The 12,691-nt window shown below is 66.7% G+C and carries 11 protein-coding genes; 3 read left to right on the top strand and 8 right to left on the bottom strand.

Annotation, left to right across the window (positions count from 1 at the left end):
• Position 1: 1 nt before the first annotated feature.
• Genes AC5P7E_RS17385 through AC5P7E_RS17375 form a run of 3 tightly spaced genes read right to left on the bottom strand, consistent with a single transcriptional unit; the run spans position 2 to position 2,727 of the window.
• Positions 2–733, bottom strand: a complete 732-nt coding sequence (locus AC5P7E_RS17385) for a LytR/AlgR family response regulator transcription factor (RefSeq protein WP_005408094.1) — start codon at positions 731–733, stop codon at positions 2–4.
• Positions 730–1,776 (bottom strand): sensor histidine kinase, encoded by a 1,047-nt coding sequence (locus AC5P7E_RS17380; RefSeq protein WP_114619034.1) that lies wholly within the window; start codon positions 1,774–1,776, stop codon positions 730–732. The genes AC5P7E_RS17385 and AC5P7E_RS17380 overlap by 4 nt, the downstream gene beginning before the upstream one ends.
• Before the next feature lie 24 nt (positions 1,777–1,800).
• Entirely contained in the window at positions 1,801–2,727 is a 927-nt protein-coding gene (locus tag AC5P7E_RS17375; RefSeq protein WP_114619029.1) for an alpha/beta fold hydrolase, read from the bottom strand.
• A gap of 203 nt (positions 2,728–2,930) precedes the next feature.
• Here AC5P7E_RS17375 and metF point away from each other — a divergent pair, with 203 nt between their 5' ends.
• Together metF and AC5P7E_RS17365 are read left to right on the top strand one after the other, a co-directional pair.
• Positions 2,931–3,758, top strand: coding sequence for a methylenetetrahydrofolate reductase [NAD(P)H] (gene metF / locus AC5P7E_RS17370; RefSeq protein ID WP_005412254.1), 828 nt, complete (start codon positions 2,931–2,933; stop codon positions 3,756–3,758).
• A 40-nt stretch (positions 3,759–3,798) separates the two neighbouring features.
• Positions 3,799–4,383: a DUF4124 domain-containing protein gene (locus tag AC5P7E_RS17365; protein ID WP_005408090.1), complete on the top strand. Its 585-nt coding sequence runs from the start codon at positions 3,799–3,801 to the stop codon at positions 4,381–4,383.
• Between the two features lie 51 nt (positions 4,384–4,434).
• On the opposite strand, the gene AC5P7E_RS17360 is transcribed toward AC5P7E_RS17365, so the two are convergent.
• The 3 genes from AC5P7E_RS17360 to AC5P7E_RS17350 all read right to left on the bottom strand — a co-directional run bounded on the left by AC5P7E_RS17360 (position 4,435) and on the right by AC5P7E_RS17350 (position 9,461).
• Complete coding sequence (locus AC5P7E_RS17360) at positions 4,435–5,391, bottom strand: Nudix family hydrolase (protein WP_049451416.1); 957 nt, start codon at positions 5,389–5,391, stop codon at positions 4,435–4,437.
• Between the two features lie 101 nt (positions 5,392–5,492).
• Positions 5,493–8,225, bottom strand: a complete 2,733-nt coding sequence (gene secA / locus AC5P7E_RS17355; RefSeq protein ID WP_005408088.1) for a preprotein translocase subunit SecA — start codon at positions 8,223–8,225, stop codon at positions 5,493–5,495.
• A gap of 279 nt (positions 8,226–8,504) precedes the next feature.
• Positions 8,505–9,461, bottom strand: a complete 957-nt coding sequence (locus AC5P7E_RS17350) for a M23 family metallopeptidase (RefSeq protein ID WP_005408087.1) — start codon at positions 9,459–9,461, stop codon at positions 8,505–8,507.
• A 12-nt stretch (positions 9,462–9,473) separates the two neighbouring features.
• Between AC5P7E_RS17350 and AC5P7E_RS17345 the strand changes: the two genes are divergently transcribed.
• Positions 9,474–9,923: a DciA family protein gene (locus AC5P7E_RS17345; RefSeq protein WP_005408086.1), complete on the top strand. Its 450-nt coding sequence runs from the start codon at positions 9,474–9,476 to the stop codon at positions 9,921–9,923.
• Positions 9,924–10,205: 282 nt separating this feature from the next.
• On the opposite strand, the gene lpxC is transcribed toward AC5P7E_RS17345, so the two are convergent.
• Positions 10,206–11,117, bottom strand: coding sequence for a UDP-3-O-acyl-N-acetylglucosamine deacetylase (gene lpxC / locus AC5P7E_RS17340; RefSeq protein ID WP_005408085.1), 912 nt, complete (start codon positions 11,115–11,117; stop codon positions 10,206–10,208).
• Between the two features lie 192 nt (positions 11,118–11,309).
• A complete protein-coding gene (gene ftsZ / locus AC5P7E_RS17335) occupies positions 11,310–12,545 on the bottom strand; it encodes a cell division protein FtsZ (RefSeq protein ID WP_005408084.1) in 1,236 nt (411 codons plus the stop codon).
• Positions 12,546–12,691 lie beyond the last annotated feature (146 nt).

Here is a 12,691-nt window from a genome sequence, read left to right as displayed (position 1 = left end):
GCTACAACGCCATCCGCTCGCGCAGTTCACGTGCCTGCCGCCGCGATACCTCCACCTCGCTGCCGTCGTCCAGCGCCAGATCGTAGCCATCTGCAATGCTGGGCGTCACGCCACGAATGCGGCGCAGGTTGACCAGCGTGTTGCGGTTGGCGCGGAAGAACAACTCCGGCGGCAGGCGTGCTTCCAGCGCGCTCAGGCTGCGGGTCAGCAGGGCGTTCTGGTCGCGGAACCATAGCCGTGTGTAGTTGCCATCCACCACCAGCCGACGGATCTCCGAGACCGCGACGAACCAGCAGCGTTCGCCCTCGCGCACAAACACCTGGTCCTGCGCGCCCAGCGTGCTGCGCGGCTCCGGCGTTTCGCCCGCCACCACCTCGCGCTGGCGCGCCCGCTGCAACGCTTCCAGCAAGCGCGGCGCCTCGACCGGCTTCACCAGATAATCCAGCGCATTGGCCTGGAACGCGCGCACCGCGTAGGTGTCGTAGGCAGTAACGAAGACCACCGCCGGAACCGTCTCCAGCCCATCCAGCACATCGAAGCCGCTGCCGGAGGGCATCTGCACATCCAGCAGCACCAGGTCTGGCGCCAGTGTGGCGATCGCCTCGCGTGCAGCGGGCACATCGTCGGCCTCGCCCACGCACTGCACCCATGGCAGCGCCGACAACAGCGTGCGCAGCTCCTGCCGCGCCAGCCGTGCATCATCAACGATCAACACACGCAGCACGCCACTCATTGCGGAATCTCCAGCAGGGCCTGCATGCGGTCGCCGACCGGCTGCAGCATGAAACTCCCCTGCGTGCCGAGCTGCGCACGCAGGTAGGCAAGGCCGACGCCATGGCCATGGGCAGGCTCGTTGGCGCTGCCCAGCGGATTGTCGACCTGCAGACGCAGCACATCATTGTCCAGCGTGGCACGGATCTGCACCTCACCGCCGCCCGGGCGGCTGGCGATGCCATGCTTGATCGCGTTTTCCACCAGCAGCTGCAGCGCCATCGCCGGTAGTTGTGCCTGCAGGGCGTCGGCATCGATCTGCCGGTTCACCTGCAGGCGCTGTTCGAAGTGGACTGCCTCGATGGCCAGGTAGTCGTCCACGACCGCCAGTTCCTCGGCCAGGGTGACCTGCTCGCTGCGGTTGTGTGCCAGCGCCTGGCGCAGCGTGCGCGACAGGCGGGTGACCATGTCGCGCGCACGCTCAGGATCTTCCAGGATCAGCGCGCGCAGGTTGTTCAGCGCATTGAACATGAAATGCGGGTTGAGCCGTGCACGCAGTGCATCGCGCTCCAGCGCGCTGCGCTCGGCCTCGGCGCGCAGGCGGGCCAGTTCCGCACTGCGTATCCGGCGCAGGCTGTGCAGGCCTGCCCAGAGCGCTGCCCACAGGGCCAGCATCACCGCAGTGGTGTACCAGTAAAGCAGCAGCGCCTTGGGGCTGAAGTCGGCCGTCTGCCGCCCCAGGCTCACCCAGTTCCAGGCCAGCGCCGAGTGCAGCGCGATGTTCACCAGCAGCTGCGCCACTGCCGCGCCCAATGCCACCGACAGCGCCAGCCGCAGCAACAGCCCGGCCGTGCCGCGCGCCCACCAGTCGGCACGCAGCGCCAGCGCGCGGATGGCACCGCTGCACCCGAACAGGGCCAACGCCAGGCCCAGCGTGATCAACACGCCTGCGCTTCCGGCATCGCTGAAATAGGCCTGGCGCAGGCCGATTCCGGCAACGCCATAGAGCGCCCACACCAGCGCATTGAGCAGCCAGAAGCGTACCGTCGAGGAGGAATCCGGCATGTCCATTCCGAGGCGTGTTGAAACTCAGTGGTGGTGGTCGAGGAAGGCCTGCACCTGACCGCGCAGCCAGCGCGGATCATCCCACATCAGGAAGTGGAAACCCTGCGCGCTCATCGCGATCTGCACGCCCCGCAGTTTCGCGTACTGCGCCTGGAACACCGCGCGCGTGCTGTCCTCGGTGCCGCCCATCGGCTGGTAGCCGGCCCAGCTGCCCAGCACCAGCGTCGGTGCGGTGATCGAGGCGATGTTGTCACGCAGGTCGGTGGTCATCACCGCATGCATGGCGTCAGCGGTGGTCTGGCGGTCGCTGGCTTCGCCCCAGCGCCCCAGCTCGGCCTGCCGCTGTGGATCGCGGGTCATGCCCGGCAGGCCGGCCTTCAGCTGCGCCTGCCACTGCGCGGCATCGGCGGCGAGCATGCCCTTGCGCAGCTGGTCGGCCATTGGCCGCACGCTGTCTGCGGTGGCGTTCGGGTCACGCGCGGCCGGCAGGAACGGCAATGCGTCGATCACCACCAGCGCACTGACTGCCTTCGGCTCGGCCTGCGCCATCTGCAGCCCCAGCAGGCCGCCAAGACTGTGGCCGATCACCACCACCGGGCCCAGCTGTTGGTCATGCAGGTAGGCCAGCAGCTGCCCGCGCATGGCCGGCAGGAATTCGGCCGGGCGCGGGTCGGCGGGCGCAGCGCCGGCAAAGCCCGGCAGCTGCACCAGATGGCACTGCACGTCCTTCAGCGCCAGGCAGGTCTCGCGCCAGACCTCGGCGCTGCTGTTCAGGCCGGGGATCATCAGCAGCGGACGGCCCTTGCCGACCACCTCGACCTGCACCTTGCCGGTGCCGGTGGCGGCCGCCGCATGCGCCGAGCCGGAACCGAGCACGGCCATCGCCATGCCGATCATCGCCAGCCGGGCCAGGGCCTTCATTGCGTACCAGAGTGCCAGGAAGATCTTCATCGTCTGCTCCTTCATTGGGTGGGTGGTGCCGGGATGGGAGCAGCGTGGGCCTGGCGGAGGCACCCCGGTTGCGATTTCGGAGCAGCGGCCGCACGGCGGGGCGAACGGTCGCGGGCCGGGGACGGCGGGCTCTCACGCAATTCTCATGCATCCATCTTGATGAAGAGATATACTGTTTCGCACCGACCGCCGCCATCCGCGCCATGACCGCCATCAGCTTCGAGTTCTATCCGCCCAAGACCGACGAACAGCGCAGCCAGCTGGACCGTGCTGCGGCCAAGCTGAAGGACTACGCCCCCGAATACGTGTCGTGTACCTTCGGCGCCGGTGGCTCGACCCTGAGCTACACCTCCGAGACCGTGCGCCACCTCAACCAGCACCATGGGTTCGATGCCGCGCCGCACCTGTCGTGCGTGGGCGGCACCCGCCAGGAGATCCGCGAACTGCTCAAGCTGTACCGCGCCATCGGCTGCCGTCGTCTGGTCGCGCTGCGAGGTGACCTTCCCTCGGGCATGGGCTTCCCCGGCGACATGCGCTACGCCGCCGAGCTGATCGACTTCATCCGCACCGAGCACGGCGATGCGTTCCACATCGAAGTGGGCGCGTATCCGGAAACGCATCCGCAGGCGACCGATGCGCTGGCTGACCTGAAGCACTTCAAGGCCAAGATCGATGCCGGTGCCGATGCGGCGATCACCCAGTACTTCTTCAACCCGGATGCCTACTTCCACTTCGTCGATGAAGTGCGCCGGCTCGGCGTGCAGGTGCCGATCACGCCCGGCATCATGCCGATCGCCAACTTCAGCCAGCTGCGCCGCTTCTCCGAACAGTGCGGTGCGGAGATTCCGCGCTGGATCGGCCGCAAGATGCAGGCCTACGGCGATGACGCCGAGTCGGTACGTGCATTCGGCACGGAAGTGGTGGCCCGGCTGTGCCAGCGCCTGATCGAAGGCGGCGCGCCCGGCCTGCACTTCTACACCTTGAACCTGGCCAAGCCGACCACCTCGGTGCTGAAGCTGCTGCACGGCTGAAAGCACGCCATGCGGACCGGATCGGCGCTACCCTGCGAGGATGATCCGGCTTTCCTTCCTGCTGTTGCTGCTGCCGCTATGCGTGCTGTCGAGCGTCGCCCACGCACAGTCCACGCGCCTGAACCGCTGCACCGATGCGCAGGGCCAGAGCGTGTACACCGACCGGCCCTGCGACAGCGTGGGTGCACGGTCACGGCTGCCGCCGCCCTCCCCGACCGGCAATACCGCAGCGCGCGACACGCTGGGTGCACGCTGCCCGCGCCGGCTGAGCGAGCTCGTGGACGCATTGCGCAACGGCATCCTCAGCAACGACGTCAATCGGCTGTCCTCGCTGTACCTGTGGGGCTCGGTGTCCGACGCGGGCGCGCAGCGCATTCTCGGCCAACTGGAATCGTTGGCGCGGCGGCCGCTGGTGGACGTGGTGCCGGTGTATCCGCGGCAGGACCAGGTCGCAGTGCCGGAGGAGGGTCAGAGCCCTGCTGCGCAGGGGTCCGACCCTGAGCCGCCGGCCGTGCGCCATCCGGTCGGCCTGCGCCTGGAGCAGACGTTGCCGGGCAGCGTGGCGCGCGCTTCGACGGTGCTTGGGCTGCGGCGGCAGTATGGGTGTTTCTGGATCACGCTGTGATCGGGAGGGGCCAGAGCCCTGCTGCGCAGGGATCTGACCCCGCATGCCGGCTCACTCTGGCCACAGCCCGCGAATGGCGGCAATGCCCTGCCCGCCATGGCGACGCGCTTCGGCGATGTGACCGCGACCCACGCCGCCCAGCGCATAGATCGGCAGTGACACCTGCGCGCGCAGCTCGGCGAACGCGTCCCAGCCCAGCGGTACCGCGTCCGGATGGCTGGCCGTGGCCTGCACCGGGCCCAGCACGGCGAAGTCGCAGCCCAGCTGCTGTGCGGCCTGCAGCTGCTGCAGGTCGTGGCAGGATGCGGCCACCAGCTGGCCTTCGGGAAGTGGACGCTGCGACAGTTCCTGCAACTGCTCGCTGCCCAGGTGTACGCCCACGCCCAACGCACGCGCCAGTTCGATATCGCGATTGAGCAGCCACTGCACCCCACTGCGACGATGCGCGCGCACGGCCTGTTCGACCATCGCCTGCCGCTGCGGATGCGCCGTCGGCAACCGCAGCTGGATGCGCTGCTGGCCCGCGGCCACCACGCGCTGCAGCTGTTCATGCCAATGCTGCACGCCGCCCTCATCATCGGCCGGCGCCGGGGTGATCAGGTAGCTGTCGGGCTGGCGCAGGGCAGCCACCACCGGCAGGTCGGCCGGTGGCATTGAATAGCGGCCCAGCTTGTCCGGCGCCACCCAGGTGATTGCCTGGCCCTCCCGCCCACGCGGCGTCCCCTTCCAGCTGCGCACATGGCGCACCTCCAAGGTTAGGTGCTTGTCCGGATAGCGCTGCGGCACATCCATCAGCCACTCGCCGACATCGGCCTCGATGCCCAGTTCCTCGCGCAGCTCGCGCACCAGCGCCTGTTCGGAGGTCTCGCCGGATTCGCGTTTGCCGCCGGGAAACTCCCACAGGCCGGCCATGTCGCGGTTCTCGGTACGGCGGTTGAGCAACACGCGGCCACGGGCGTCGGTGATGACGGCGGCCACGACATGGATCGATCGGGTGGGGGAAGGCATGGGGGAAGCATGCCCAGAACAGGGCGGCCGGCGCAATCACGGATCCGCTGCAACTCCCCTGCCACAAACGAAAAGCCCCGCTTTCGCGGGGCTCTTCGGCATCAGCTCAGCTGGCCGTGGCAGTGCTTGTACTTCTTGCCACTGCCGCACGGGCACGGATCGTTGCGGCCGATCTTCGGCTCGTCGCGCTGCATCTGCGCCACGCCCTGCTGGGCAGCCTGCACCTGCGCGGCTTCCTCGTCGGCGCTGTAGCCGCCCACGTCCTGGTGCTGGAACTGCGACTGGCTCAGGCGGGCTTCGGCCTGCTGGCGTTCGGCCGCTTCCAGCGCCTGCACTTCCTCGTCGCTGCGGATACGCACGCGCGACAGCAGGGTCACCACTTCGCGCTTGACGTTTTCCAGCATGTCCGAGAACAGCTCGAAGGCTTCCTTCTTGTATTCCTGCTTCGGCTGCTTCTGCGCGTAACCACGCAGGTAGATGCCCTGGCGCAGGTAATCCATGCGCGCCAGGTGCTCCTTCCAGCTCTGGTCCAGCACGGTCAGCATCACGTGCTTCTCCAGCGCGCGCATGGTCTCTTCGCCCACGCCGGCTTCCTTCTCGGCGAAGTGCTGGTTGACGCGTTCCTGCACCTTGGCGGCAATCGCCTCGGCGTCCAGCTCCTCGTGTTCCTTGACCAGGTCGGTCAGCGACATCTGCAGGCCGAAGTCCGACTCCAGGGTCGCTTCCAGGCCACGCAGGTCCCACTGCTCGTCGATCGAGTTCGGCGGCACGAAGCGGGCCACCACGTCGAAGATCACATCGTCGCGGATACCGTCGACGTTGTCCTTCACCGACTCGGCGTCCAGCAGTTCGTCGCGCTGGGCGTAGATCACCTTGCGCTGGTCGTTGTTGACGTCGTCGAAGTCCAGCAGGTTCTTGCGGATGTCGAAGTTGTGGGCCTCGACCTTGCGCTGCGCCTTCTCGATCTGGCGGCTGACCAGGCGGTCTTCGATGACGTCGTCTTCCTTCATGCCCATCATGCGCATGGCCTTCTGCACCCAGTCGGAGGCGAAGATGCGCATCAGGTTGTCTTCCAGCGACAGGTAGAAGCGGGACGAACCCGGGTCACCCTGGCGGCCCGAACGGCCACGCAACTGGTTGTCGATACGGCGCGACTCATGGCGCTCGGTGCCGACGATGTGCAGGCCGCCCGCCGCCTTCACTGCCTCGTGGCGCTTCTGCCAGTCGGCCTTGACCGCGGCCTTCTGCTCGTCGGTCGCGTCCTCGCCCAGCGCGTGGAGCTCTGCTTCCAACGAACCGCCCAGCACGATGTCGGTACCACGGCCGGCCATGTTGGTGGCGATGGTCACCGCGCCCGGACGGCCGGCGTTGGCGACGATGGTCGCTTCGCGGTCGTGCTGCTTGGCATTGAGCACTTCGTGCTTCACACCGGCCTTGCTCAGGTGCTCGGACAGCATTTCCGAAGTTTCAATCGAGGTGGTACCGACCAGCACCGGCTGGCCGCGCTTGGCGCACTCTTCGATGTCGGCCAGCACCGCATTGAACTTGCCCTTGCGGTTGAGGAACACCTGGTCCGGGCTGTCCTTGCGGATGGTCGGGCGGTTGGTCGGGATCACCACCACTTCCAGGCCGTAGATGCTCTGGAACTCGAAGGCTTCGGTATCGGCCGTGCCGGTCATGCCGGACAGCTTCTTGTACATGCGGAACAGGTTCTGGAAGGTGATGCTCGCCAGCGTCTGGTTCTCGCGCTGGACCGGCACGCCTTCCTTCGCTTCCACCGCCTGGTGCAGGCCATCGGACCAGCGGCGGCCGGCCAGGGTACGGCCGGTGAACTCGTCGACGATGACCACTTCGCCGTCGCGCACGATGTAGTCAACGTCACGCTGGTAGATCGCGTGCGCGCGCAGGGCGGCGTTGAGATGGTGGACCACGGTCAGGTTCTGCGCCGCGTACAGGCCTTCGGTTTCGCCGTTGAGGATGCCGGCTTCCACCAGCAGCTGCTCGGCGTGCTCCATGCCCGCTTCGGACAGGTGCACCTGCTTGCCCTTCTCGTCGACCCAGAAGTCGCCCTCGCCGTCTTCCGCTTCCTGCTTGACCAGGTGCGGCACGACGCGGTTGACACGGATGTACAGCTCCGGGGAATCGTCGGCCGGGCCGGAGATGATCAACGGGGTACGCGCTTCGTCGATCAGGATGGAGTCGACTTCGTCGACGATGGCGTAGTGCAGGCCGCGCTGGTAGCGGTCGGCCTTGGACAGCGCCATGTTGTCGCGCAGGTAGTCGAAACCGAATTCGTTGTTGGTGCCGTAGGTGATGTCGGCGGCGTAGGCTTCGCGCTTGTCGCTGTGCGGCATGCCCGGGTAGACCACGCCCACGCTCAGGCCCAGCCAGTTGTACAGCTTGCCCATCTGCGCGGCGTCGCGGCGGGCCAGGTAGTCGTTCACGGTGACCACGTGCACGCCCTTGCCTTCCAGCGCGTTGAGGTACACCGGCAGGGTCGCCACCAGGGTCTTGCCTTCACCGGTGCGCATTTCTGCGATCTTGCCCAGGTGAAGCACCATGCCGCCGATCAGCTGCACGTCGTAGTGGCGCATGCCCAGCACGCGGCGGCCGGCTTCACGGCAGACCGCGAAGGCTTCCGGCAGCACCTTGTCCAGGGCTTCACCATCGGCGATGCGCTGCTTGAACTCCGGCGTCTTGGCCTGAAGCTGCTCGTCGGAAAGCTTCTCGATCTCCGGCTCCAGCGCATTGATCTTGGCGACGATGCGGTTGAGCTGGCGCAGCTGTCGTTCGTTACGACTGCCAAATACGCGGGTAAGCAGGCTGTTGATCATTGAAGGAACCGGGTTGGATGGACACGACGCCCGGCCTCCCCCTTGGGATCCGTCCGCCGCAAACGAAACAGGGCGCCTGGCGCCCTGTCGATGGCAACACCCATTGTAGCTTGGGACGGGCGGCTGAGGTTTCAACCCCGAGGGGGTAGTGCCGGCCGCTGGCCGGCAACCTCATGATCTTCGGCAGCGTCGCGGGTTGCCGGCCAGCGGCCGGCACTACCAGATCAACCGCATCGGGTCAGAGCCCTCCCGCGGCGCGGAAGGGATCCGACCCGGGCATCAGCCGCGGCTGATGCGGCCGACCGGCGTGTTGCCGCCGTCGCCGAGGAACTTGCGCGGGTTGACCACGTTGCCGTTCTCCCACACCTCGAAGTGCACGTGTGCGCCGGTCGAACGACCGGTGGAACCGGCCTTGGCCACTTCCTGCCCGGCACGGACCAGGTCACCGGCCTTCACCACCAGGCGCGAATTGTGCGCGTAGCGGGTGACGTAGCCATTACCGTGGTCGACATCGACCACGTTGCCGTAGCCGCCCTTCACGCCGGCGAAGCTGACCACGCCTTCGGCCACGGCCATCACCGGGTCGCCGACCTTGGCGTGGAAGTCCATGCCCTTGTGGGTGGCGGCACCGCGGCCGAACGGGTCGGCACGGGTGCCGAAGCCGGAGGTCACGTAGCTGTTGCGGATCGGCATGCGCGACGGCACGGCGTTCTGCTGCAGCTGGTGGTCGAACATCAGCGATTCCATCACCGACAACTGGCGGCCTGAAGCAGCGAAACGCTGCTCCAGCACCTGTAAGTCGGCGTTGACGTCCTTGACCGGGATGTCGCTGGTCGGGCCGCCGGCATCGCCGTCACCGAGGCCAGGCGTCTCGTTGAAGTCGAACTCGCCGTCTTCCAGCTTGCCCATCTGGGTCAGCCGTTCGCCAAGGGCGTTCAGGCGGGTAGCCTGCGCCTGCAGCTCGCCGAGGCGTGCCGCCAGCGCGTTGACCTGGGTCTGCGCGTCGCGCTTGACCTTGGCCAGTTCCGCATCCTGGCGCTCGACCTTGGCCTGCAGCCGGGAATCATTCAGCGCGCTGGCGCCAATGCCGCCAGCAAGGCCGATAATGCAGCCTACCCCGAGCACGCTGCCCAGCAGGGCGCGGGGGCGGTCCTCGAAATAGAACCGCAAACGCGCGATCGGCGACGACTTGGCCTGTCCTTCACGCGTTTTGATTACGATCTTTTTGAATGCCATCAGTGAGTTTTCATGTCTGAGCCGAAATCCAGCGTTCGCCCCGCGTCAGTGCCGAAGCCGGCGCTGGATGCGGTGATGGCGGACAAAAGCGGGAACCCGCTGCGGCGTGCCTTGTGGCTCGACGCGCTGGACCGTCAGTTGCGCCCCCAGTTGCCGCCACCTCTGCGCAGCCGTTGCCGGCTGGCCAATGTGGACGGGGAACACCTCGTTTTTCTCGTCGAGTCCCCGGTCTGGCATGCCAAGTTGCGGCTTGCCGAAGCCCAGTTGCTCGACGCGGCCCGTTCCATCGGGCTGAAGGCCACCAGGGTGACCATCAAGACTGCGTCTCCCACTCCCACGCGCTCCCCAGCGCTCGACAACCGGAATGGACCCCACGCAGTTTCAGCCGCCACGCACAAAGGGCTACGCGACGCCTTGGCTTGCCTGCAGGACGTTCCTTCGAAGCCGAAGAAGCGGTCCTGACGACAACGGAGCATCCGGCTCCGCTCCCCGTCGCACGTGTCACCACGGCGTGAAACATTTCGGGGGCCGGGTCGCATCCTAGCTGCCATCCGGGGGCCTGTCGTTAGATTGTTGTTAAAACTGCGTTAAATTCAGGCTTCCGATCCAACAGGTTCACAAAACCGTGACCTCGAACCGGCCTTGACGCGTATCAAGCATGCTGAATGCGCCGAACACGCCTGAAACGACAACGCCGCCCTGGAAGGCGGCGTTTTTGTCTTTAAATTCAACAGCCTACAGAAATCAGGCGTAGGCCGGAGTGGCATATTCGACCGGATCCGGCGTCGCCGGCGAGTCGAAACTGACCCATTCCCAGGCAGTGGCGTCGGCCATCAGCGCCCGCACCAGCTTGTTGTTGAGGGCGTGACCGGACTTGAAGCCTTCGTAGGCACCCAGCACCTGGCCACCGGCCAGGTAGAGGTCGCCGATCGCATCGAGGATCTTGTGGCGCACGAATTCGTCGGCATAGCGCAGGCCGTCTTCGTTGAGCACGCGGAACTCGTCCAGCACGATGGCGTTGTCCATCGAACCGCCAAGGCCCAGGTTGCGCTCGCGCATGTATTCCAGGTCGCGCATGAAACCGAAGGTGCGCGCGCGGGAGATTTCCTTGGTGTAGGCCAGCGTCGAGAACTCGATTTCCTGGCGCGACTGCTTGGCCGGAATCATCGGGTGGTCGAACTGGATGGTGAAGCCCAGCTTGTAGCCCTCGTACGGGCTGAAGCGGGCCACCTTGTCGCCTTCGGTCACTTCCACGGTCTTCAGCACGCGGATGAAGCGCTTGGGCGCATCCTGTTCCACGATGCCCGCCGACTGCAGCAGGAACACGAACGGGCCGGCCGAACCGTCCATGATCGGCAGCTCGGCCGAGGACAGTTCGACAATGATGTTGTCCACGCCCAGGCCGGCCAGCGCCGACATCAGATGTTCGACGGTCTGGATCTTGGCGTCGTTGCAGGTCAGGCCGGTGCACAGGGTCACTTCGGTGACCAGCTCGGCCTTGGCCGGCACTTCCACCACCGGGTCCAGGTCCACGCGGCGGAACACGATGCCATGGTTGACCGGTGCCGGGCGCAGGGTCATGTAGACCTTGTCGCCGCTGTGCAGGCCAACGCCGGTGGCGCGGATCGTGTTCTTGAGGGTGCGTTGCTGGATCATGGGGGATGGACCGGAAGTGACACATTAGATTAACACGCACGGTCCCCTACCCCGGCTGAAAGGCAGGCAGGACACACCGGCGCGCCAATGGGACGCACATGAAGCAGGGCGGCCGGGCCCATCCTGGCCCGGCGCCCGCGTTTTCAGGACATGGTGGCGCAACCCGGGGAGGACAACCCCGGGCCGGCCCGCTCAGTCCGCCTGGCGGCGCAGGAACGCCGGGATGTCCAGGTAATCGTTCGGCAGTTCTGCCGCGGCCGGGGCCGAAGAGGACGGCGCCGACGGGGCCGAAGCCGCCGCGGTATCGCTGCTGGCGCGACGCAGGCCCAGGCCCATGCCGCCGACGGCCTTGGACACGGCGTCGCCGCCGTTGTCGAAGTCGCCGAACTCCGGCTGGCCGGTGGTGGCGTTGCGGACCAGCTTGATCGGCGCACGCTCGCCCGGACGCTGGGCCTTGCTGGCCGACACGCGGTTCAGGCCGGTGGCCACCACGGTCACGCGCACTTCGTCCTGCATGTCCGGGTCGAGCACGGTGCCGACCACCACGGTGGCGTCTTCCGAAGCGAAGCCGTCGATGGTGCGGCCGATCTCGTCGAACTCGGCCATGGTGAAGTCCGCACCGGCGGTGATGTTGACCAGGATGCCGTTGGCACCGGCCAGGTTCACGTCGTCCAGCAGCGGGTTCTGGATGGCCGATTCGGCAGCGGCCTGGGCGCGGTCATCGCCACGGGCAGTGCCGGTACCCATCATCGCCAGGCCCATTTCGGACATGACGGTGCGCACGTCGGCGAAGTCGACGTTGATCAGGCCCGGACGCACGATCAGGTCGGCGATGCCCTGCACGGCGCCCTGCAGCACGTCGTTGGCGGCGCGGAATGCCTGGATCATGGTCGCGTTGCGGCCCAGCACGGTGATCAGCTTCTCGTTCGGGATGGTGATCAGCGAGTCGCAGTGCTGGCTCAGTTCCTCGATGCCCTTCAGCGCCACCTGCATGCGGCGACGGCCTTCGAACGGGAACGGCTTGGTGACCACGGCCACGGTCAGGATGCCCATCTCCTTGGCCAGCTGCGCCACCACCGGTGCAGCGCCGGTGCCGGTGCCGCCGCCCATGCCGGCGGTGATGAACACCATGTCCGCGCCCTGCAGGGCGTCCATGATGCGCTCACGGTCTTCCAGCGCGGCCTGGCGGCCGACTTCCGGGTTCGCGCCTGCGCCCAGGCCCTTGGTCACGTTGGTACCCAGCTGCAGCTGCAGCTTGGCACCGCAATTCTTGATGGCCTGCGAGTCGGTGTTGGCGGTGATGAATTCCACGCCGTCCACCGCCGAGTTGACCATGTGCGCCACGGCATTGCCGCCGCCGCCGCCCACGCCAACCACCTTGATCACCGCATTGGGTGCCATCTTTTCGATCAGTTCAAAATGCGCCATGTCCGTGTCCTCGTTGTATCCGCTTGTCGGTGGCATGGACGGTCGGGCCTCCTGCCTTCGCGTGTCATGTTGCCGTTGCGGCTGTGTGGGTTGTGTATTGCGTTGCTGCGTTGTGATGCGGGTACTGCAGGTGCTGCGCCGGGGTG

It is taken from the genome of Stenotrophomonas sp. YJH_SMC_25, assembly GCF_059369595.1.
Note: the sequence above shows the minus strand (reverse complement) of the source record. Positions and strands in the feature narration are given on the sequence as shown.

What these genes read in the sequence shown, in the direction of transcription:
- metF (WP_005412254.1), top strand. Translation starts at nt 2,931, where the DNA reads ATGACCGCCATCAGCTTCGAGTTCTATCCGCCCAAGACCGACGAACAG.
- AC5P7E_RS17350 (WP_005408087.1), bottom strand. Translation starts at nt 9,461, where the DNA reads ATGGCATTCAAAAAGATCGTAATCAAAACGCGTGAAGGACAGGCCAAG.
- AC5P7E_RS17345 (WP_005408086.1), top strand. Translation starts at nt 9,474, where the DNA reads ATGTCTGAGCCGAAATCCAGCGTTCGCCCCGCGTCAGTGCCGAAGCCG.
- AC5P7E_RS17380 (WP_114619034.1), bottom strand. Translation starts at nt 1,776, where the DNA reads ATGCCGGATTCCTCCTCGACGGTACGCTTCTGGCTGCTCAATGCGCTG.
- ftsZ (WP_005408084.1), bottom strand. Translation starts at nt 12,545, where the DNA reads ATGGCGCATTTTGAACTGATCGAAAAGATGGCACCCAATGCGGTGATC.
- AC5P7E_RS17385 (WP_005408094.1), bottom strand. Translation starts at nt 733, where the DNA reads ATGAGTGGCGTGCTGCGTGTGTTGATCGTTGATGATGCACGGCTGGCG.
- AC5P7E_RS17365 (WP_005408090.1), top strand. Translation starts at nt 3,799, where the DNA reads ATGATCCGGCTTTCCTTCCTGCTGTTGCTGCTGCCGCTATGCGTGCTG.
- AC5P7E_RS17360 (WP_049451416.1), bottom strand. Translation starts at nt 5,391, where the DNA reads ATGCCTTCCCCCACCCGATCGATCCATGTCGTGGCCGCCGTCATCACC.
- AC5P7E_RS17375 (WP_114619029.1), bottom strand. Translation starts at nt 2,727, where the DNA reads ATGAAGATCTTCCTGGCACTCTGGTACGCAATGAAGGCCCTGGCCCGG.
- secA (WP_005408088.1), bottom strand. Translation starts at nt 8,225, where the DNA reads ATGATCAACAGCCTGCTTACCCGCGTATTTGGCAGTCGTAACGAACGA.
- lpxC (WP_005408085.1), bottom strand. Translation starts at nt 11,117, where the DNA reads ATGATCCAGCAACGCACCCTCAAGAACACGATCCGCGCCACCGGCGTT.